The sequence below is a fragment of the Deinococcus sp. LM3 genome (assembly GCF_002017875.1).
In the GTDB taxonomy this organism is placed as follows: Bacteria; Deinococcota; Deinococci; order Deinococcales; family Deinococcaceae; genus Deinococcus.
This window is the reverse complement of the sequence record NZ_MUFV01000001.1, coordinates 2,262,892-2,282,327: the sequence shown is the minus strand read 5'-3', so window position 1 is coordinate 2,282,327 and position 19,436 is coordinate 2,262,892. Positions and strand designations below refer to the sequence as shown.

Annotated in this window: 18 protein-coding genes; 9 read left to right on the top strand and 9 right to left on the bottom strand. The window is 71.4% G+C overall.

From position 1 onward, the window contains the following. The first annotated feature begins 12 nt into the window (after nt 1-12). The 4 genes from BXU09_RS10705 (at nt 13) to BXU09_RS10690 (ending at nt 3,537) form a co-directional block, all read left to right on the top strand. Nucleotides 13-786, top strand: a complete 774-nt coding sequence (locus BXU09_RS10705) for an ABC transporter permease (protein WP_078302373.1) — start codon at nt 13-15, stop codon at nt 784-786. 353 nt (nt 787-1,139) lie between these two features. Then, nucleotides 1,140-1,688 carry a hypothetical protein gene (locus BXU09_RS10700; protein ID WP_078302371.1) on the top strand — a complete coding sequence of 183 codons (549 nt, stop codon included), beginning with the start codon at nt 1,140-1,142 and terminating at the stop codon, nt 1,686-1,688. 239 nt (nt 1,689-1,927) lie between these two features. Then, the gene (locus tag BXU09_RS10695) at nt 1,928-2,359 is read left to right on the top strand and encodes a globin (protein WP_078302370.1); all 432 of its coding nucleotides are present in this window, start codon (nt 1,928-1,930) and stop codon (nt 2,357-2,359) included. Between the two features lie 83 nt (nt 2,360-2,442). After that, entirely contained in the window at nt 2,443-3,537 is a 1,095-nt protein-coding gene (locus BXU09_RS10690) for a bifunctional 3-deoxy-7-phosphoheptulonate synthase/chorismate mutase (protein ID WP_055363147.1), read from the top strand. 216 nt (nt 3,538-3,753) lie between these two features. Here the strand turns inward: BXU09_RS10690 and BXU09_RS10685 are convergent, their stop codons facing one another. From BXU09_RS10685 to BXU09_RS10675, 3 genes are read right to left on the bottom strand one after another with little or no spacing between them, the layout of a single operon-like run. Continuing rightward, nucleotides 3,754-4,338: a 2'-5' RNA ligase family protein gene (locus tag BXU09_RS10685; RefSeq protein WP_078302369.1), complete on the bottom strand. Its 585-nt coding sequence runs from the start codon at nt 4,336-4,338 to the stop codon at nt 3,754-3,756. Between the two features lie 12 nt (nt 4,339-4,350). Beyond that, complete coding sequence (locus tag BXU09_RS10680) at nt 4,351-5,004, bottom strand: metalloregulator ArsR/SmtB family transcription factor (RefSeq protein WP_055363148.1); 654 nt, start codon at nt 5,002-5,004, stop codon at nt 4,351-4,353. Beyond that, nucleotides 5,001-6,065, bottom strand: a complete 1,065-nt coding sequence (locus tag BXU09_RS10675; RefSeq protein ID WP_078302368.1) for an Mrp/NBP35 family ATP-binding protein — start codon at nt 6,063-6,065, stop codon at nt 5,001-5,003. Before BXU09_RS10675 ends, BXU09_RS10680 begins: the two co-directional genes overlap by 4 nt. Before the next feature lie 118 nt (nt 6,066-6,183). Here BXU09_RS10675 and BXU09_RS10670 point away from each other — a divergent pair, with 118 nt between their 5' ends. Beyond that, nucleotides 6,184-8,082: a hypothetical protein gene (locus BXU09_RS10670; protein WP_144012072.1), complete on the top strand. Its 1,899-nt coding sequence runs from the start codon at nt 6,184-6,186 to the stop codon at nt 8,080-8,082. An 85-nt stretch (nt 8,083-8,167) separates the two neighbouring features. Beyond that, nucleotides 8,168-9,685 (top strand): glutamine-hydrolyzing GMP synthase, encoded by a 1,518-nt coding sequence (guaA, locus tag BXU09_RS10665; RefSeq protein ID WP_078302366.1) that lies wholly within the window; start codon nt 8,168-8,170, stop codon nt 9,683-9,685. 76 nt (nt 9,686-9,761) lie between these two features. Here the strand turns inward: guaA and BXU09_RS10660 are convergent, their stop codons facing one another. The 6 genes from BXU09_RS10660 to BXU09_RS10635 form a co-directional block, all read right to left on the bottom strand. Beyond that, complete coding sequence (locus BXU09_RS10660; protein WP_078302365.1) at nt 9,762-10,331, bottom strand: hypothetical protein; 570 nt, start codon at nt 10,329-10,331, stop codon at nt 9,762-9,764. 198 nt (nt 10,332-10,529) lie between these two features. After that, a complete protein-coding gene (locus tag BXU09_RS10655) occupies nt 10,530-11,891 on the bottom strand; it encodes an ABC transporter permease (protein WP_205684143.1) in 1,362 nt (453 codons plus the stop codon). Further along, nucleotides 11,888-12,685, bottom strand: coding sequence for an ABC transporter ATP-binding protein (locus BXU09_RS10650; RefSeq protein ID WP_078302363.1), 798 nt, complete (start codon nt 12,683-12,685; stop codon nt 11,888-11,890). Before BXU09_RS10650 ends, BXU09_RS10655 begins: the two co-directional genes overlap by 4 nt. Continuing rightward, nucleotides 12,682-14,070: an efflux RND transporter periplasmic adaptor subunit gene (locus tag BXU09_RS10645; RefSeq protein ID WP_078302362.1), complete on the bottom strand. Its 1,389-nt coding sequence runs from the start codon at nt 14,068-14,070 to the stop codon at nt 12,682-12,684. Before BXU09_RS10645 ends, BXU09_RS10650 begins: the two co-directional genes overlap by 4 nt. Continuing rightward, nucleotides 14,067-15,155 (bottom strand): TolC family protein, encoded by a 1,089-nt coding sequence (locus tag BXU09_RS10640; RefSeq protein ID WP_078302361.1) that lies wholly within the window; start codon nt 15,153-15,155, stop codon nt 14,067-14,069. The genes BXU09_RS10645 and BXU09_RS10640 overlap by 4 nt, the downstream gene beginning before the upstream one ends. Further along, a complete protein-coding gene (locus BXU09_RS10635) occupies nt 15,152-16,609 on the bottom strand; it encodes a TolC family protein (protein ID WP_078302360.1) in 1,458 nt (485 codons plus the stop codon). Before BXU09_RS10635 ends, BXU09_RS10640 begins: the two co-directional genes overlap by 4 nt. A gap of 163 nt (nt 16,610-16,772) precedes the next feature. Between BXU09_RS10635 and BXU09_RS10630 the strand changes: the two genes are divergently transcribed. The 3 genes from BXU09_RS10630 to BXU09_RS10620 all read left to right on the top strand — a co-directional run bounded on the left by BXU09_RS10630 (nt 16,773) and on the right by BXU09_RS10620 (nt 19,410). Next, entirely contained in the window at nt 16,773-17,456 is a 684-nt protein-coding gene (locus BXU09_RS10630; protein WP_078302359.1) for a response regulator, read from the top strand. Continuing rightward, entirely contained in the window at nt 17,453-18,820 is a 1,368-nt protein-coding gene (locus BXU09_RS10625; protein WP_240501181.1) for an ATP-binding protein, read from the top strand. Before BXU09_RS10630 ends, BXU09_RS10625 begins: the two co-directional genes overlap by 4 nt. An 89-nt stretch (nt 18,821-18,909) precedes the next feature. Continuing rightward, nucleotides 18,910-19,410: a hypothetical protein gene (locus BXU09_RS10620; RefSeq protein WP_144012071.1), complete on the top strand. Its 501-nt coding sequence runs from the start codon at nt 18,910-18,912 to the stop codon at nt 19,408-19,410. Nucleotides 19,411-19,436: the final 26 nt, after the last annotated feature.

The following is a 19,436-nucleotide window of genomic DNA, read 5'->3' as shown; positions in this document are numbered from 1 at the left end:
CCGGGTGAGCGCATGCTGACCCTGCTGTCCCTGGAGTACCGCAAACTGTTCGGAGCGCGCAGCGTGCGACTGGCCCTGCTGGTCACGTTCCTGATGCCGCTGCTGTGGGCCTTCGCGCCGCGCCTGAGCGCCCTGATCCAGGTGAATCTCGTGAGCGGCTGGCAGCTGCCGGCCGTGAGTATCGGCGTGACCATCGGCTACCTGCTGCCGCTGTTCATCGCCGTGACCGTCGCCGAGATGATCGGCTCGGAAGTCTCGCAGGGCACGCTGGCCCCGCTGCTGCTGCGCCCGGTCGACCGCACCAAGGTCATTGCCAGCAAACTGATCACGGCGCTGTCCTACCCCTTCCTGCTGATCTTCTCGACCGTGCTGGGTTCGCTGCTGGCGGGTATTCCGCTGGGCTTCGGGACGTTCACGGGCGGCACCGGACTGGGGCCGGGGCTGTTCGTGGGCGTGGGACAACTGACGAGCGACGCGGCCTTCGCCGAGGTGCTGCGCGGCTCGTTCCTGGCCGGCGTGGTCCTGATGCCCATCGCGGCGCTGTCGCTGCTGTTCGGCGTGCTGTACCTGAACACCGCCGCCGCCGCCCTGGCGACCTTCGCGGCCCTGATCGTCATGCGCCTGCTGGTGGTGCTACCCGAGGCGATCCAGCGCATCCTGCTGACCAGCCAGCTGAACCTGTACGTGCAGCAGGGCGATATCGCGCAGCCGCTGATACTGCTGCTGATCTACACGGCCGGTTTCGGCCTGATGAGCATCTTCGCCTTCGACCGCCGCGACGTGTAGTACGGATTCCGATTGAATGGCTTACAAAGCCATTCAATCCGAGCGGAGCGAGTAGGAACAGAACGGGTTCCGGACGTGGAGTTGGCAATCCGGCGCCCTTCCGGGTTGTCAACGAAACAAACGGAACCCGTCTAATTCGCGCTGGCACCTGCCCACGTCTATCCGCGCGCGCCGCTCCATCCCGGCACTCCTGAACAGGGGTGCCGGATTTGCGTGCCAGCCCCCGGCGCGGCTGCGCTATGGTGCGCTCCGCCGCGCACGCCCGGACGGCGAACGGTCCCCCGGCGTCACCGCGGAGCGTCTCCGGCCCTTTCCTCTTCCGATCTCTCTTCTCTCTTCTCCTGAGGTTCCCGATGCTGCGAATCACCCACCTGCTTCCCTTCCTGGCGCTGCTGAGCGCCTCCGCCCTGGCCGCCCCGCCCAGAGCGCAGCAGATCGCCGTGTTCAAGGTCTCGGCCCTGGGCCGCGCGAACGTCACGCCGACCGCGCTGCTGGCCGCGCGGGTCACGCCGGAAACACTGACCATTCCCGCCGATTACCTGTACAAACGTGACCTGCGCGTGCAGGCCTACGACCTGGACACCTTCCTGAAAGCCCGCATTCCGGACATCGAGACGCTGGCCGCCAGCGGAGCGCAGATCATGTTCTGGTGCCGGGACGGGTACGCGCCCACCACGAAACTCTCGGACGTGCTGGGGCAGGGCGGCCTGATCGCCGTGGCCGACGCGGACGCCCCCGCCGGCGTGCAGTGGCCCGACGCGCCGTACAAGAACACGGTCCTGAAAGCCCCGGAAATCGGCAATTACGTGGTGTGGCGCCGCGCGCAGTTCCCGGCCAAGCCGCAGCCCTGGGGCCTGGACACCATCTACATCCTGCCCGCCAGCGCCGTCCTGAAGAAGTGATACGGACTCCGATTGAATGGGTTGCAAAACCCGTTCAATCCGAGCGGATGCGAGTGGGAGTCAAGCGGGTTCCGGACGTGGAGCTGGCAATCCGGTGAAGTTCCGGATTGTTAGCGAAACAAACGGAATCCGTATGATCCGCGCCCCGGACCGAACGGCCTGACCAGCCGTTCGGTCCGGGAGCGGCCCGTGGCGCCGGCGCTGATCAACCCCGGCGGCGCTACGCTACCCTGGCGGGCATGACGGCTCCCCTTTCACTGAGCGCGGGCGGCAGCCTGTACGACCGGATCGGCCCGGACGCCCTGGCGGCGCTGGTGACCCGCTTCTACGCCCTGGTGGCCCGTGACCCGCAGCTGAGTCCGATCTTCCCGGCGGACCTGACCCTGACCGCCGAGAAGCAGCTGGCGTTCCTGACAGGGTTCCTGGGCGGACCACCGCTGTACCACGAGCGGTTCGGGCATCCCCGGCTGCGGGCGCGGCACCTGCCGTTTCCGATCACGCCGGAACGGGCGCAGGCGTGGCTGGCGTGCATGAACGCGGCGCTGCGCGACACGCCGGGCGTCGCGCCGGACGACGCGCGGGAACTGTACGCGGCGCTGGCGCGGGTGGCGACGCACATGGTGAATGCCCCGTCTGCGGCGGTGCCGGGAGCGACTGAAAGCACACCGTGACCAGAGCCGGAGTTGGACAACTCTTTGCAATTGACTAGCAGGGTGTCAGCGGGGTCCGGCGCGGCTTTCCTACACTGCTGAGCATGACCCAGCCGCAACGCAGCATTGAAGACCTCCGCGCCGAGGTCGATCAGATCAACCGTGAACTTCTCGGGCTCCTGTCCCGCCGTGGCCACGTCGTCGCGCAGATCGGTCACGCCAAGACCCAGGAAGGCCGCCCCAACCACTACGACCCGGCCCGCGAGGACAAGCAGCTCAAGGAACTCGAGAGCCTGAACCAGGGGCCGTTCACGGGCGCCGCCGTGAAGGCCATCTTCAAGGAGATCTTCAAGGCCAGCCTGGACCTCGAGGAGAGCAACGACAAGAAGCAGCTGCTGGTATCCCGCAAGGTCAAGAGCGACGACACCGTGCTGGACATCGACGGGGTGCGCATCGGCGGGAACTCGCTGCCGACCATCATCGCCGGGCCCTGCTCCATCGAGAGCGAGGAGCAGATGGAGCAGACGGCCGCGTACCTGGCGGGCAAGGGCATCAAGATCCTGCGTGGCGGCGCGTACAAGCCCCGCACCAGCCCATACGGCTTCCAGGGCATGGGCGTGGACGGCCTGATTCTCGGGAACCGCGTGGCCAAGCAGCACGGCATGCTGTTCATTACCGAGGTCATGGACACCCGCGACGTGGAGATCGTCGCCGAGTACGCCGACATCCTGCAGGTCGGGGCCCGCAACATGCATAACTTCGCGCTGCTGCGCGAGGTGGGCCGCGCCCGCCGCCCGGTGCTGCTCAAGCGCGGCCTGAGCGCCACCATCGAGGAGTGGCTGTACGCCGCCGAGTACATCCTGTCGGAGGGAAACAACGAGGTCATCCTGTGCGAGCGCGGCATCCGCACGTACGAGAAGTGGACCCGCAACACCCTGGACCTGAGCGCCGTGGCGATCGCCAAGAAGGAAACCCACCTGCCGGTCATCGTGGACGTCACGCACGCCGCCGGTCGCCGCGACCTGCTGATCCCCCTGGCGAAGGCCGCGCTGGCCGTGGGCGCCGACGGTATTCACGTCGAGGTGCACCCCAGCCCCGCCACCGCCCTGAGCGACAACGAGCAGCAGCTGGACTTCGCCGGGTACGACCAGTTCAGCGAGGCGCTGAGCAGCATGCTGAAGGTGCCCGTCGGAGCCTGATACGGATTCCGTCTGTTTCGCTGACAATCCGGAACTTCACCGGATTGCCAGCTCCACGCCCGGAATCCGCTTCTCTCCTACTCGCATCCGCTCGGATTGAATGGTTTTTGTCAACCATTCAATCGGAGTCCATGTGATCCCAGTCTTCAGCGCAGCGTCAGAGGCCGGTTTCCCACCAGGGGGGCCGGCCTCTGCGTTGCGGGCTGCTCGCCGGACTCAGCTGGGGGCGCTCTCGGCGGCGGGTGCGGGGGCAGGGTCGGCGGGGCCGGCCAGCGGGAAGGTGTGGAGTTCCTGCACCTCGCCCCGGTGTTCGCGCGTCAGGCTCAGCGCCTCGACCCGGAAGGACGTGACGGGCGGCGTCAGGTCGCGCACGGCCTCCCACAGCAGCGGTTCGGCCCACGGCAGGACCCCCAGGGCCAGGGTCAGGTGCGGGCGGTACTCGGGGCCGTCGTAACGGGCGCGGCTGGAGGGTTCGATGGTCAGGGTCCGGTCGTGCAGGGCGCGCAGTTCGGCGCTGAGTTCGCATTCCAGGAAGATCACGCCGGGCACCTGCTTCCAGCCGCGGATCTGCACGTCGAAGGCCGCCTGGCCGCGCAGGACGCCCCGGCAGGCGTCCACGAGTTCCGGACTGCCCAGGGGCGTCTGGAAGGGCGCGCGGAGGTTCAGGTGCGGCAGGCCGAAGCCGCGCACGTTCAGGCGTTCCTGCAGGCGCCGCAGCCAGCTGTCGAGGGTTTCCGGGGGCCACGCCACGATCGAGTACAGCGGGCCGGGCGCCCCGGTCGGGGCGGGCAGCAGGGTCATGGCCGGACGACCTTACCCGACCCGGTAACGGCAGCTGCCCTGCCCGCAGGCGATGCGGGTCTCGCGCGTGACCGGGACGCCCAGCAGGTCGCCGTACAGGGTGATCTCGGCGCTGCACAGCTGCGAGTACTGGCGGGCGACGGTCAGGTTCGGGCAGTTGTGCTGCGTGAAGGTCCACTGGCCCCGCTCGTCCTGAACGGCGCTGGCGTCGAAGCCGTGCTCGTTCAGGCGGCGCACGAGGTTCTGCACGCGCTCGCCGAGCGGCAGGTCGCCCGCCAGTTCGCTGCGGAACCGGCCGGCGATCTCGGCGTTGCGGGCGTCGAGGACTTTCAGGAGTGCCTCGCCGCCGAACAGGCTCTCGATGTGCCGCAGGACGTCCACGCACAGACTGGAGTACGTTTTCGGGAAGGCCGCCTCGCCCCGCTCGGTCAGGGCGTACACGTGCTGCGGGCGGCCCCGGCCGCCGGGCCGTTCGGTGCGGGCCTCGACCAGTCCCTGTTCCTGCAGGTCGCACAGGTGCCGGCGCGCGGCCGGAACGCTGATGTCCAGGCCCTGCGCGAGGTCCTGCGCGGTCTGGGCGCCGTGCCGTTTGACGAGTTCCAGCAGCCGGGTCTTGGTGCGTTCCGGTGCGGGGGCCTGCGGGACGGGCAGGGTCGCGGCGCTCATACGACGGTCAGCTGATCGGGCAGGTCCGCCAGGGACTGCGCGAGCGAGCGGACGCTGACCTGTCCGGCGAGGTTCCGGGCGACCTGCGTGAGGGCCTGCGCGGCGGCCGAGTGCGGGTGGGCCAGCACGGCGGGCGTGCCCCGGTCGCTGTCCTGGCGGACGTCGATGTCGATGGGAATCTCGCCCAGCAGCGGGTACTCCTCGCCCAGCTTGCGGCTGCCGCCCCGGCCGAACAGGTCGTAGGTGTGCCCCGTGTCGGGCGCCACGAAGTAACTCATGTTCTCCACGACGCCCAGCACCGGCACGCTGGCCTTGCGGAACATGTCGATGGCGCGGGCCGCGTCGATCAGCGCGACGTCCTGCGGAGTGGTGACGATCACGGCGCCCGTCACCTGAATGGTCTGCGTGAGGGACAGCTGCACGTCCCCGGTGCCGGGGGGCAGGTCCACGATCAGGTAGTCGAGTTCGCCCCAGGCGGCGTCTTTCAGGAACTGCTGCACGGCCGAGTGCAGCATCGGGCCGCGCCACACCAGCGCCTGCCCGGCCGGCGAGAGGTTCCCCATGGACACGAACTTCACGCCGTGCGCCTCGATGGGCTGCATCTTGCGTTCGGCGTTCGCGGTGACTTTCGCGCCGCCCTGTCCCATCATGTGCGCCACGCTGGGGCCGTACACGTCGGCGTCGAGCAGACCCACGCGCGCGCCGTCACGGGCGAGGCTGGCGGCGATGTTCACGGCGACGCTGCTCTTGCCCACGCCGCCCTTGCCGCTGCCGACCAGCAGGACGTGCTTGACGCCGGGCAGGGCCGGTTGCGCGGGGGGGCGGACCATCGCGCCGAAGGTGACATCCACGCGCGTGATGCCGGGCACCGCCAGGACGGCCTCGCGCACGTCCCCTTCGATCTTGCCTTTCAGCGGGCAGGCGGGCGTCGTGAGGTTCACCTTCACGCTGGCCACACCCGAATCCACGGTGGCCTGTTCGATCATGCCCAGGGAGACGAGATCACGGTGGAGTTCCGGATCGTTCACGGTACTCAGGGCGGCCATCACGGCTTCACGCATATCCCGCAATTAGTAGCGCATCCACCGGGGCAGGGCAAGCCACGCGGTCACAGTACGGCGCGGCCGGCGTGCCGGTAAACGTGTCTGCTGGCGCGCTGCGCGGCCTATACTGCTCGGGATGAAGTCCATTGGCCCCTATGTGGCCGCGCGTGAACTCCCGGGCCGGACTGGCAGTCCGGTACGGACGCTGCGTGCCACGGACCGCCTGACGGGCATGCCGGTGCTGCTGCACGTGCTGCCATACCCTCCGGCGCTGCCGGAACTGCCGGAACATCCGCACGTGCTGCCGGTGGTGGACAGCGGCGTGGACGGCGATCACGGGTACCTCGTGACCGAGTTGCCCCTGCAGGCCCGCCCGGCCTCGGACGCGCTGCTCACGGCGCGCGGCGCGCTGAGTGCCCTGGCAGCGCTGCACGGGCGGGGCGTGGTGCACGGCGGCCTGAGCCCCGCGCAGCTGTGGAGCGTGGACGGGCACGTGCTGCTGACCGGCGCGGGCCTCCCGTGGGGCGGGGATCCGGGGCCGGCCGACGATCTGTACGCACTGGCGGTGATCCTCTCGGAGATGGGGCCGCTGCCGGCGGCGCTGCGCCCGCTGGCCGAGCAGCCCGGCACCCTGAGCGCCGCGCAGGCCCTGAGCCGCCTGAACGCCACGCCCGGCACGCAGGCAGCGCCCCCGGTCACGGCCGACCCACTGCCTGCCCAGCCACTGCCGCCGGCCACGCCACTACCGGCAGCGCCACTACCGGCAGCGCCACTACCGGAAAGGCCAGTGCCGGAGGCGGCACCGTCAGAGCCGACACGGCCACAGGCCCCGCACGCCCAGGCAGAAGCGGCGGCCAGACTGCCCGGGCCGCCGTCGGCCCCGGTGGAGACCGAGTGGCTGAGCCGCACGCCGCCCTCCCCCACTTCCGGGCAAGCCCCCGCGGACCCTGTGGCTGCGGCGAGTGCGGCGGCAGAAACGGGCGCGCCTGTGGAGACGGGTGCCACTGTGGAGCCCCCCGCGCCGGACGCCGGGGCCGCCCACGACGGCTCTCCCATCGTGCTAGGCGATCCGGTCGAACCGGGTGATCCGGTCGCGCTGACCAAGCCGGGCGCGCCGGTCGTGGAGGCCGGGGCCGCGCCGGAACCGGAAACGCCGCAGGAACGCCGCCGCCGTCAGAACGAGGAACGCCGCGCTCAGGCCATCCTGGACGCCCAGGCGGCCGCCGCGCGCCGCGCCGCGCAACGCCGCGACCAGCAGGAACCGCCCGTTGCCGCCCGGACCGTCCGGATCGGTTTCGGCGGAGCGGACGGCGAGGACCTGCCCGCCTGGACACCGGCCAGCGGGAGTGACGGCCCCGGCGGGAACGATGGAGTCACGGAGGGCAGCGGCGGGGGACTGCCGCGCCGCCTGAACCTGCGGGACGTGGACCGCCTGCCGCCGGGCCTGCGGCGCGATCCGCTGCCGGAACCCGAGCCGGAACCCGCGCCGCGCCTGCCGGCCCGGCGTGCGCCGGGCGACCCGATCCGGATCGGTTGGGACGAGGACGATTCGTGGCGGGTGGTGCGCGAGGCGCCGGCCGCCCCGCCCGTCCGGCGGCGCTGGCCCCGCTGGGCGCTGCTGGTGGCGGCGCTGGCCCTGCTGATCGGCGGGACGTGGTGGGCGCTGCGCGGTCCGGGGTCGGGGGACGCGCGGGTGCGGTCCGTCGCGGCGAGCGTCCCGACCACGGGCGGCGCAGTGCCAGAGGACACAATGTCAGAGGGCGCGGTGTCAGGTGCAGCGGAGGCCAGTCCGTGTTGCCCGGTCGAGTTCATCGTGCAGGGCGGCGGGAACGTCCGGCTGGCCCTGACCGTGCAGGACGCCCCGGCCGACGCGAACCTCACGCCGGGGCAGGAGTTCGGGAGCGCGCCGGGGCGGGTGCTGTTCCCGGTGAGCGGCACGTACCGCCTGACCGTCACGGCCAGCGGGTACGCGCCGGGCACCCTGAGCGTGACCGTGCCACGCGAGACCCGCAAGGAGATCGTCCTCGGAGAGTAGGGCTGCACAGGCGGGGGCCACCGGCGGCAGACCCGTCTGCCCCGGCGGGACGCCTGTGGCCCGGCCGCGTGACACAATCAGGGTGATGAGCGTTGTCATTCTGGATTTCGGCAGTCAATTCACGCGTCTGATCGCGCGGCGGTTCCGTGAACTCGGGGCGTACAGCGTGATCCTTCCCGGCAGCGCGCCCCTGGAGCGCATCCTGCAGGAGAACCCGCAGGGGATCGTGCTGTCGGGCGGCCCCAGCAGCGTGTACGACGAGAACGCCCCCAAGCCCGCGCCGGGCGTGCTGGACCTGGACGTGCCGGTGCTGGGCGTGTGCTACGGCATGCAGTTCCTGGCGCAGCAGGCGGGCGGCGACGTGAAACGCGCCGGGAAACGCGAGTACGGCAAGGCCGACCTGACCAGTTACGGCGGGCAGCTGTTCGCCGGGATTCAGGGCGAGTTCGTCGCCTGGATGAGCCACAGCGACTCGGTCACGGCGCTGCCCGAGGGCTACGAGGTCGTCGCGCAGACCGCCGACACGCCCGTCACGGCCATCGAGAACACGGTCACGCGCCGTTACGGCGTGCAGTTCCACCCGGAAGTGGTGCACACGCCCAAGGGCGGGCAGCTGCTGGGCAACTTCCTGGATATCTGCGGCGTGAAGCGCGACTGGACGGCCGAGCACATCATCGACGAGCTGATCGCGGACGTGCGCACACAGGTCGGGGACGGCCGGGTACTGCTGGCCATCAGCGGGGGCGTGGACTCCAGCACGCTGGGCCTGCTGCTGGCCCGCGCGGTGGGCGAACGCCTGACCGCCGTGTTCATCGACCACGGCCTGCTGCGCCTCGGTGAACGCGAGCAGGTCGAGGCAGCCCTGCGACCCCTGGGCGTGAACCTGATCACCGTGGACGCCCGCACCGAGTTCATGGCGGCGCTCGGCGGCGTGTCGGACCCCGAGCAGAAACGCAAGATCATCGGCCGCGAGTTCATCCGCGCCTTCGAACGCGAGGCCCGCACGCACGGCCCCTTCGATTTCCTGGCGCAGGGCACCCTGTACCCGGACGTGATCGAGTCCGCCGGGGGCGAGGGCGCCGCGAACATCAAGAGCCACCACAACGTGGGCGGCCTGCCCGACGATCTGGCGTTCAAGCTGGTCGAGCCGTTCCGCACGCTGTTCAAGGACGAGGTCCGCGAGATCGCGCGCCTGCTGGGCCTGCCGGACGCCGTGCGGATGCGCCACCCCTTCCCGGGGCCGGGGCTGGCTATCCGTTGCCTGGGCGCGATCAGCGAGGAGAAGCTGGACATCCTGCGCCGCGTGGACGACATCTTCATCAGCGGCCTGCGCGAGTTCGGGCTGTACGACGGCTGTTCCCAGGCGCTGGCGATCCTCACGCCCATCCAGTCGGTCGGCGTGATGGGCGACGAACGCACGTACTCGTTCACGGTGGCGCTGCGGGCCGTGACCACCGACGACTTCATGACCGCCGAATGGGCGCGCCTCCCGTACGATTTCCTGGCGACCATGAGCAACCGCATCGTGAACCAGGTGCACGAGGTCAACCGCGTGGTGTACGACATCACGGGCAAACCCCCGGCGACCATCGAGTGGGAATGACCCGCTGAAGCGACACAAGCAGGAGGCCCCCACCGCTGATACGGGTGGGGGCCTCCTGCTTACCGGCGCGCGGGGGTTACTTCTTCTTCAGGAGGGCCACATAGGCTTTCAGCCCGTCGGCCAGCCGGTCCTGCTTGAAGGGGTTGACCTGACCGGGCTGCCCGCCCTGACCCTGTCCGTTCTGGTCGGGGCGGCCGACACCCTGCCCGGCGGGGCGGTTGCCGCCGCCCTGGCCCTGGGTGTTCTGCCGCTGGGCACGCTGTGCCTCGCGTTCCTTCTCGGCTTTCAGGAACAGGCCGTCCAGGGCCGTGAGTTGCTTGCTGGTCAGAATCTTGTCTTCAATCTGCGTGAGGTATTTCTTGGCGTCGTTGGGCTGCACGGCTGCCGCCTTCTGAAGGGTGGTCAGGATGGGCAGCAGTTGCGCGGCCTGCGCCTTGCTCAGGGCCGTGGCCTTGTTCTTTTCCAGGTCGGGGAGCAGGCGTACGGTCTGCGCGAGGTCCGTGACGGGCTGCATGGCTTTCAGGCGGGCCTGCATCTCCGGGGTCATCTGGCGCTGGGCGCTCTGCTGCGCGGAGGCGGCCCCCAGGGTCAGGGCGGTCAGGGTGAGAGCGGCGGGAACGAGGCGGGCAGTCAGGTTCTTGTTCATGGTGATTCTCCTTGGGTGGTGCGGGGGAATGAGGGTGCGGTTATACGGACTCCGATTGAATGGGTTGCAAAACCCGCTGGGTCCGAGCGGATGCGACTCGTAGAGCTGCCCCGCAGAGTGGGAGCAGGGCGGGTTCCGGACGTGGAGCTGGCAATCCGGTGAAGTTCCGGATTGTCAGCGAAACAAACGGAGTCCGCATTACTCGTAGCGCAGGGAATCGACGGGGTCGAGGCGGGCGGCGCGGGCGGCCGGGTAGTACCCGAAGAACACGCCGACCAGGGCGCTGAACAGGAACGCGACGACCATGGGGGTCGGGCTGAACACCGGGGCGATGCCCGCGAGGTTCCCCAGGTACGCCACGCCCACGCCGAGCAGGATGCCGATCACGCCGCCGCTGATGGACAGCAGGCTGGCCTCGACCAGGAACTGCGTGAGGATGTCGCGGGGCTTGGCGCCCAGGGCCTTGCGGACGCCGATCTCGCGGGTGCGTTCCGTGACGGACACCAGCATGATGTTCATGATGCCGATGCCGCCCACCAGCAGGCTGATCCCGGCGATCGCGCCGACGAGCAGGGTCAGGGTGGATGTGACGCTGTTGAGGCTGGCGAGGCTGTCCGCCTGGTTCTGCACCTGGAAGTCCAGGTTCTCGGGGTCGGTCTGTTCGTGGCGGGTGCTGAGCAGGTCGGTCACGTCCGCCTGCAGCGCGCTGAGGTCGTCGGCACTGACCGCCTGGAGGTAGACGCTGCTGACGGTGGGTTCGCCGCTCGCGCTGTTGGTCCGCGCGAAGCGTTGCAGGTACGTGCCGAGCGGCACGAGTACCTGACTGTTGGCGTTCCCGAAGCCGGTGGCGCCCTTGTCGGGCAGGACGCCGGTCACGGTGAAGGACACGCTGCCCAGCCGGACTTTCTGCCCGATGGCCTGCTCGGGCGCAGCGCCCTCGCCCCACAGGTCGGTCAGGACCTGATACCCGATCACGGCGACCCGTTTGCGGCTCTTGTTGTCGGCGTCCGTGAAGTACGCGCCGGCCTCGACCGGGCTGTTACGCACCGTCTCGTAGGCGGGCCAGGTGCCCAGGACGCTGACCTGGGCGTTGTTCGTGCCGACCTTGGCCTGCACGTTGCTGTTCACGGTGGGGGCGACGCCCACCACGCGGTCCGGGAAGGCGGCAGCCAGGGCCTCGGCGTCCTCGACGGTGATGGTCTGCCGGGGGCCGGCGCGGACCAGGCTGCCGCCGCCGGTGCTGCCACGGGCGCTCTGCACGGTCAGCAGGTTGGTGCCCAGGCTCTCGAGGTTCTTGGTGACCCCGGCGGTGCTGCCCTGCCCGATGGCGGTCAGGGCGACGACGGCGGCCACGCCGATGATCACGCCCAGCGCCGTGAGAACCGACCGCAGCGGCGTGCCGACGATGGCGCGCCACGCGATGGTGAACGCGCCGCCCAGGCCGATGCCGCCCCGCCGCCGGGGAGCCGGAGTGGCGGCCGGTACGGCGGTCTGGGCAGTGGGCTCCCCGGCCGGCTGATCGGGGGTGGCCTTCCCGGCCGGCTGATCAGCGGCTGTCACGGCTGACCCCCGCTGGGCGCCGCGCCGGACTGTTGGCCGGGCAGGTGGGGGGGCGCGTGGTGGGTCATGGACGTGCGGGGCGTCTGGCGGCGGTCGGATTCGATCAATCCGTCACGCACGCGGATGACCCTCTCGGCGTACGCGCCGATGTCGTCCTCGTGCGTGACGATCACGACGGTGGTGCCCTCGGCGTGCAGGGCGCTGAACAGACCCATGACCTCCTCGCTGGTGCGGGTGTCGAGGTTCCCGGTGGGTTCGTCGGCCAGCAGCAGGCGCGGACGGCCCGCCAGGGCGCGGGCGACCGCCACGCGCTGCTTCTGGCCGCCGCTGATCTGGCTGGGCAGGTTGCGGGCCTTGTCGGCCAGTCCCACGCGCGCCAGGACCTGCATGGCCCGCTCGCGGCGTTCGCGGGGCGGCACGCCGGCGTACGTGAGGGGCACCTCGACGTTCTCGACGAGGCTCAGGCGCGGCAGCAGGTGAAAGGCCTGAAAGACGAAGCCGATGTCGGTGTTGCGGGCCTCGGCGCGTTCGTTCTCGCTGAGGGTGGTCACGTCCCGCCCGGCCAGGCGGTACGAGCCGCTGCTGGGCCGGTCGAGCAGACCGATGACCTGCATCAGGGTGGTCTTGCCGCTGCCGGACGGTCCCATCAGGGCGACCATCTCGCCCTGCTCGATCTGCACGCTGACGCCCTTGAGGGCCTCGAAGATCACGTCGCCCTGCTCGTACACCTTGCGCACGTCGCGGATATCCACGACCGGCCCGGTGTTCGCATGAGCGTTCGCGTGGGCGCTCACGGTCTGCCTCCGCCCACGCCGGGGATCGGCAGCCCGCCGATGCCCGTGCCGCCCCGGGCGCCCTGTCCCTGCCCGTTTTCCTGGCGGGTGCGGGTAGCGGCGCCGCTGGCCGCGCCGGGCACGACGACCTGCTGCCCGCGTTCCAGGCCGCTGGTGATGACCGTGTTCGTGCCGTCGGTCGCGCCGGTCTCGACCCGCACCGGTTCGCCCTCGGCGGCACCCTCGGCGGTGGGCAGCTGCACGTAACTGCGGCCGCGTACGCTCTGAATGGCCCGGCTGGGAACGAGCAGGCCGGATTCCTCGCTCTGGATGATCTCGGCCTCGGCGGTCATGCCGGAGCGCAGCTGCCCGTCGGGGTTGGCGAGCCCCACGGTGGCGGTGAACACGCTGATGCCGCTGCTGGCGGTCGCGCCGGGCGAGACGCGCACGACCTTGCCGGTGAAGGTCTGCCCGTCGAAGGCGTCCAGGGTCACCTCGGCGCTCTGGCCGACCTTCACCCCGGCGATCTCGGTCTCGTCGATCTGCACGGGCAGGTTCAGGGTGCTGTCGTCCAGGACGGTCAGGATGGTCGCGCCGCTGTTCACGACGGTGCCCTCGGTGGCGGCGACGGTGCTGACCACCCCGGTGATGGGGGCGTACACCTTCAGGTCCGCGCGGTCCTGCTGCGCGGCCTCCAGGCTGTCCTGGGCCTGCTGCACGGCGATCTGCTGGCTGCGCAGGTTCTGCGCGTCGCTGGCCGCGCCGGTGCTGGCCTGGGTCTGCGCGGCGCTCAGGCTGGCGCGGGCGCTGTCGACGGTCTGCTGCGCTTTCACCACGGCCGACTGCGCGTCTGCCAGGGCCGAGGCGCTGAGTGCCCCGATGGCGGCCAGTTCCTGCTGACCGCCGAGGGTGCGCTGGGCATCCGCGAGGGCCTGCTGCGCCTGCGTGAGGGAATTCCGGGCGCTGGTGACGCTGCTCTGGCGCTGCGCGGCGCTGCTGGCCTGCGAGGCGCGCGTGGCGTCCAGTCCGGCGCGGGCCTTGTCGAGGTTCAGCTGCGCCGACGCCACGTTCTGCTCGACCGTGTCGCTGCTCAGGGTGGTGATCAGCTGCCCCCGCGTGACGCGCTCACCGACGGCCGGGACCGCGCCGACCGTGGCGGTCAGGTCCGCGCCGACCGTGCGGGTCTGCGCGGCTTCCAGCGTGCCGGGGCCGCTGACGGACACCCGGATCACGCCCTGCTCGGCGCGGGCGGTGGTGGTCGTGGCGACCACCTGGGTGGGGTCGGCGCTGCGGGCGCGGTAGGCGACGGTCCCGCCGACCGCGCCGATCAGCAGCAGGCCGCCCACGATCCACGGCCAGCGGGCGCGGCGGGCCGGGCGGTCCGTCCGGACGGCGGCGGCGCTCACAGTGTTCCCCCGATGCCGGTCAGGTTCTGCCCGGCGGCGACGGACAGCGCGGCCAGCGCCTCGGTCAGGTTGTTCTGCGCCTGCAGTCGGCTGAACTGCGCTTTTTTCAGGGTCAGCTGGGTGTTCTGCAACTCGACGGCGCTGATGGTGCCGCTCTTCAGGCGGGCGGCGTCCTGCGTGTAGGTTTTCTGCGCGGCGGTCTCGCGGCTCTGCGCGACGACCAGCAGTTCGGCGGCGTTCTGGGCGCTCTGGTAGGCGCTGGCCAGGGCCTGCTGCGCGTTCTTGCCAGCGGTGTCGGCGCTGCGCTGCGCGTTGGCCAGGGTGGTCCGGGCGTCCTGGAGGGTGCGGGCAGGCGTGAAGTCGTTGTCGGCGAGTTTCACGGTCAGCTGCGCGCTGCTCAGGTCGTTTGCAGCACTCACGAGGCTGCTCAGGCCACTCAGGTTGTTCTGCAGGGTGCTCAGGGAGACGCCCAGTTTGGGGGCCGTGATGACGCTGCCGGCGCGCACGCCGCTGCCCAGGCCCGTCAGCGTGCCGAGTTTCGCGGCGGCGAGGTTCACCTGCGCGCGGGCGTCGGCGAGGGTCTGCTGGCTACCGCTCAGGGTGTTCTGCGCGTTCTGCACGTCCAGGGTGGTGGCGTTCCCGATGCCCAGTTTCACCTGCGCGACCTGCACGGCCTTCTGGTCCACCTGGGTCTGCAGGGTCTGGAGTTCCACGTTCTCCTGCGCCTCCAGCAGGGCGTTGTACGCGCCGATGGTGTTCTGGAGTGCCGCGAGTTTCGCGCCGCGCAGCGTGGCCTGGGCCAGCGTCTCGGCGTTCTTCGCGTTCAGTTTCCCGGCGGCCAGGGTGGCGGGGTCGGCCTGCGCGGCGCGGTTGGCGGCCTGCGCCTTGGTCAGGTTGGCCTGCGCGGTGTTCACGTCGGCCCCGGTCTTCAGGGCGGCGGTCACGGCGGTGCCGCCGCTGATGACCTGGGTGCTCTGGGCTCTGGCGGCCGGGGCGACGGCCAGCAGCAGCGCGGCGCTCAGCAGGTGCAGGCGGCGGGGGTGGGCGGCGCGGGTGTGGGCGGGCGTGGGGGTGGGGTTCGTCATTGGGGGCCTCCGGCGGCGTTGTCGAGTTGGATCAGGGTGGTCTGGGCGCTCAGGCGGGCGGACAGCAGGTCACGTTGCGCCTGCGCGAGGGTCAGTTCGGCGCTCTGCACGTCGTCGGGGGTGGCGGTCCCGGCCTGCACGCGGGCCTGCGCGGTCGCCAGTTGCTGCTGCGCCACCTGCACCTGCGTCTGGCGGGTCTGCACGGCGGTCAGGGCCTGCTGCGCGGTAATGAAGCGGCTGCGGACGTCGAGTTCCACGTTCTGCTGCGCGACGGTCAGGGACAGCGCCGCCTGCGTCACGGACGCCTGATCGGCACTGAGGCTGGCCCGCTGCGCCGGCGAGTACACGACGTACGAGCCGCTGAGGCTGGCGGTCAGGCGGCCCCCACTGCTGCCAGCGCTGCCGGAGCTGCTGCCGACCGGCACGCTGTAGGCGCTGCTCAGGGTGCCCTGCTTCAGGTTCAGACTGGTGCTGAGCGTCCCGGCGCTGCCGCCGCCGTAGCCGACGCTGGCGGTCAGGTCCGGCAGGGTCGCGTCCCGCACGGCCGTGTCCAGGGTGTCCTGCGCGGCGGCCAGGGTGTTCTGCGCGCTGATCACGTCGGCGCGGCCGGTGCGGGCGCGGGCGACCAGGGCACTCACGTCCGGCAGGGTCAGGGTCGCCTGGGCAGGGGGGCTGAAGGTCACACGGCCCAGGCTGACGCCCAGCGCGGATTCCAGGGTGCGCTGCGCGGTGTCCAGGGTGCCCTGCGCCTGCGCGGCAGCCGACTGCGCCGCCTGCAGGGCGGCCTGCGCGCTCAGGACCGCCTCGGGCGCGGCGTTCCCGGCGGCGTCCTGCGCCTGCGCCACCTGCAACTGCCGGGTGCGCAGCGCGACCGTCTGCGCGCCCATCTGCAGGTCCTGCGTGGCCAGCACGGCGTCGAAGTACGCCTGCGTGACGTTCAGGCGGGCGCTGCGCTGCGCTTCCTGTAGGGTGGCGCGGGCCAGCGCGAGGCTGCGTTCCGAGGCGCGCAGGCTGCTCTGGTTATTCGACCAGGGCAGCAGGCCCAGGCTGACGCTGACCCCGGCGTTCCCGCCCAGGCTGGCGGCGGTCGTGGTGGCCGCGCCGTCACTGGCGGTGCCCGCGCCGCTGCCCACGTAACTGGCGTTGCCGTTCACGCTGACGGTCAGGCCCAGGGCGCTGCGGGCGGCTTCCAGGTTCTGCTGCGCCACCTGCACGCTCAGGGCGGCGCGGGTCACGCTGGGCGCGCCGGCCAGCTGCGCGTACGCCTGTTCCAGCGTGTAGGTCTGGGCGGCGATGGGCTGAGGCGCCGGTGCCTGCGTCGTGGTGGGGGTCGTGGCAGGCGGCGCGGCGGGCGTGGCCTGCGCCAGTGCAGGGCCGGACAGTGCCAGCGCGGCACTCAGGGCCAGGGCCAGCGGCAGGCCCCGGCGGAACGGATGGGCAGGAGGCAGGGTCATGCCCAGAGTGTGGAGGCGCTGCGCGAAGACTCCGCGCAGCCTTTATGAAGGTTTGTCGAAGGGGGTTCCGTCCCGCTCAGCACGCCAGAAACACCGGAAAGTACGCCTGAATGCCGCCGGAATACTTCGCCCGACCTTCACGCAACTCACCTACCATGCCGTCATGAGTGCCCTGATCCTGATTGTCGAGGACGAACCGCAACTGGCCGAAGTCCTGGAAGCCTACGCCCGGCAGGAAGGCTACCGCACCGAACGCGCCGCCGACGGCAACGCCGCCCTGCACGCCTTCCGCGCCCTGAATCCGGACCTGATCCTGCTGGACATCATGCTGCCCGGCCGCAGCGGCCTGGACGTGCTGCGGACCGTGCGCGGCGACGGCGCGACCCCCGTGATCCTGGTCACGGCCCGCGCCGAGGAGACCGATCAGATCGTGGGCCTGGAACTCGGCGCGGACGATTACGTCGTCAAGCCGTTCCGGCCGCGCGAGGTGATGGCGCGCGTGCGGGCCGTGCTGCGCCGCGCCGGGGCCGCGCCGGAAGACACGGAACGCCCCGTGCGGGTCGGGCCGCTGGAAGTGGACCGCCGGGGCTTCGTGGCCCGCGTGGACGGCGAGGTCCTGAACCTCACGCCCGCCGAGTTCCGGCTGCTGTCGCAGCTGGCCGAATCGCCGGGCCGGGCCTTCTCGCGCGAGGAACTGCTCGCGGCGGCCCTGCCCGACAGTGACGCCCTGGAACGCGTGGTGGACGCCCACCTCGCCAGCGTGCGCCGCAAGCTGGACGCCGCGAACGCCGGCGGCCTGCTGCACACCGTCCGGGGCGTCGGGTACCGGCTGGAGGCCAGCCCGTGAACCCATCGGACCTGAAACCGGCGCTGACGCGGGCGCGGCAGCCGGGGTTCTGGAGCGTCAGTCGCCGGCCGCTGGCCGTCACGCTGCTGCTGGCGATGCTGCTGGTGGTGGGCGTGTCGGTGGGCAGCGTGCTGGTGTTCTCGAACCTGGTCGTGCAGCGGCAGGTGGACCGCCTGCCCGAGGACATCAAGCTCGCCATGCGCGAGCGGCAGGCGGCCCTGCAACGCGGCGAGGTGATCACCCCCACGCCGCCCGTCCCGGAGATCCGCACCGGGATGGTGGTGGACCCCTTCCTGGAACCCGGTCAGAGCAGCCCGGACGTGAACGGCGTGATCGTGCTGCCCAGCGGCGAGCGGGCCGAAGTCACGCAGGGCCGCCGCCCACGCGGCCTGCGCGCCGAGCCCGGCCCCCGCGACGCGCCGCCCAACCGCACGCAGAATTTCGTGCGGGACGTGCAGCTCAGCCTCGTGCAGGTGGGCGCCCTGGCCGTGGCGGCCTCGGCGTTGCTGGCGTGGCTGCTGGCCCGCCGGATCGCGCGGCCGATCTCGGCGGTCTCGCACGCGGCGGCGCAACTGGCCGGCGGGGACCTGAGCGCCCGCGCACCCGTCCAGAGCGGCGAACGCGAGATGGCCGCCCTGGCGCAGAGTTTCAACGACATGGCCGAGAACCTGCAGGCGCTGGAACACGAGCGGCAGCAGGCCGTCGCCGACATCGCGCACGAGCTGCGCACGCCCATCGCGGTCATGCAGGCCCGCCTGGACGCCCTGGAGGACGGCGTGTACCCCCTGAACGCCGAGCAGATCACCCTGCTCAGCACCCAGACGCAACTCCTGACCCGGCTGGTCGGGGACCTGCGCACCATCACCCTGGCCGAGGCCGGGCGACTCGCCCTGAACCCGCAGCCGCTGGACCTCGGCTCGCTGGGCCGCGAGGTCGTGCGCGACCTGCAGGACCGGGCGGCGGCGCGCGGCGTGACCCTCAGCGTGCAGGCCTCCCAGACGACCGTCCGCGCGGACCCGGTGCGGGTGCGGCAGATCACCACCAACCTCGTGGACAACGCCCTGCGCCACGCCCGCAGCCGCGTGAGCGTGCAGGTGGAGACCGTGCAGGGGCGCGCGCTGCTGCACGTCGAGGACGACGGCCCCGGCGTGCCCGAGGACAGCCGCGAGGCGGTGTTCACGCGCTTCACCCGCCTGGACGGCAGCCGCACCCGCGACACCGGCGGCAGCGGCCTGGGCCTGGCCATCGTGCGGGCCCTGACCGCCGCGCACGGCGGCGAGGCGCACCTGTCGGGCAGCGCCAGCCTGGGCGGCGCGCGTTTCACGGTGGCGCTGCCCGCCATCAGCCGGTCCGCCATCAGCTGATCCGGCCACCACCGGAACAGCGCCGGCCAGACACACCCCGGTCATCCGGGGGCTGGCGGGGCCGGCGGGCGGCGTGCTACCCCTGGGTCATGAACCTCACTGCCACGCGGCCGCCCCCGCCCCCGCCCCTGCAGCGGGCGGCGGCCGCCGCGCCGTGGTGGTCCGCGACCCTGCTGGCCGCGACCCTGCTGCTTCCGCCGCTGGCCAACGCCGGGACGGTCAAACCCGCCGGCGGCGCCGTGACCAGCCCAACGCCGCAGTACGCGCAGCCGGACCCCCGTTCGAGGGTGCTGGTCACCCTCCCGGTCCGCACCCCCCTCACCGTGTACCGCTGCTTTCCGCGCTGGTGCGAGGTCAGTGTCGGTCAGGAGGTCACGCGCGGCTGGATCCTGCGGGCCTCGGTCAGCGTGCCGGGTTCCTGCCGGCAACTGGTGCCGCTGGGATTCAAGGACCTGCGCCGCCAGGAGGGCGGGTTCCGTCCGGAACTGGACTACAACCGCAACGGCCGCGCCTGCGACCCGGAAGACCTGAAAGCCGAGAAGCTGCGCTCGGCCGCGCCCACCCTCGCGGCCGGCAACGGGCGCAGCTGATCCGGCCGGAGCGTCTCCGGCTTCCC

What these genes read in the sequence shown, in the direction of transcription:
- BXU09_RS10670 (WP_144012072.1), top strand. Translation starts at nt 6,184, where the DNA reads ATGAAGTCCATTGGCCCCTATGTGGCCGCGCGTGAACTCCCGGGCCGG.
- BXU09_RS10695 (WP_078302370.1), top strand. Translation starts at nt 1,928, where the DNA reads ATGACGGCTCCCCTTTCACTGAGCGCGGGCGGCAGCCTGTACGACCGG.
- BXU09_RS10685 (WP_078302369.1), bottom strand. Translation starts at nt 4,338, where the DNA reads ATGACCCTGCTGCCCGCCCCGACCGGGGCGCCCGGCCCGCTGTACTCG.
- BXU09_RS10675 (WP_078302368.1), bottom strand. Translation starts at nt 6,065, where the DNA reads ATGCGTGAAGCCGTGATGGCCGCCCTGAGTACCGTGAACGATCCGGAA.
- BXU09_RS10680 (WP_055363148.1), bottom strand. Translation starts at nt 5,004, where the DNA reads ATGAGCGCCGCGACCCTGCCCGTCCCGCAGGCCCCCGCACCGGAACGC.
- BXU09_RS10635 (WP_078302360.1), bottom strand. Translation starts at nt 16,609, where the DNA reads ATGACCCTGCCTCCTGCCCATCCGTTCCGCCGGGGCCTGCCGCTGGCC.
- BXU09_RS10690 (WP_055363147.1), top strand. Translation starts at nt 2,443, where the DNA reads ATGACCCAGCCGCAACGCAGCATTGAAGACCTCCGCGCCGAGGTCGAT.
- BXU09_RS10630 (WP_078302359.1), top strand. Translation starts at nt 16,773, where the DNA reads ATGAGTGCCCTGATCCTGATTGTCGAGGACGAACCGCAACTGGCCGAA.
- guaA (WP_078302366.1), top strand. Translation starts at nt 8,168, where the DNA reads ATGAGCGTTGTCATTCTGGATTTCGGCAGTCAATTCACGCGTCTGATC.
- BXU09_RS10700 (WP_078302371.1), top strand. Translation starts at nt 1,140, where the DNA reads ATGCTGCGAATCACCCACCTGCTTCCCTTCCTGGCGCTGCTGAGCGCC.
- BXU09_RS10660 (WP_078302365.1), bottom strand. Translation starts at nt 10,331, where the DNA reads ATGAACAAGAACCTGACTGCCCGCCTCGTTCCCGCCGCTCTCACCCTG.
- BXU09_RS10705 (WP_078302373.1), top strand. Translation starts at nt 13, where the DNA reads ATGCTGACCCTGCTGTCCCTGGAGTACCGCAAACTGTTCGGAGCGCGC.
- BXU09_RS10640 (WP_078302361.1), bottom strand. Translation starts at nt 15,155, where the DNA reads ATGACGAACCCCACCCCCACGCCCGCCCACACCCGCGCCGCCCACCCC.
- BXU09_RS10620 (WP_144012071.1), top strand. Translation starts at nt 18,910, where the DNA reads ATGAACCTCACTGCCACGCGGCCGCCCCCGCCCCCGCCCCTGCAGCGG.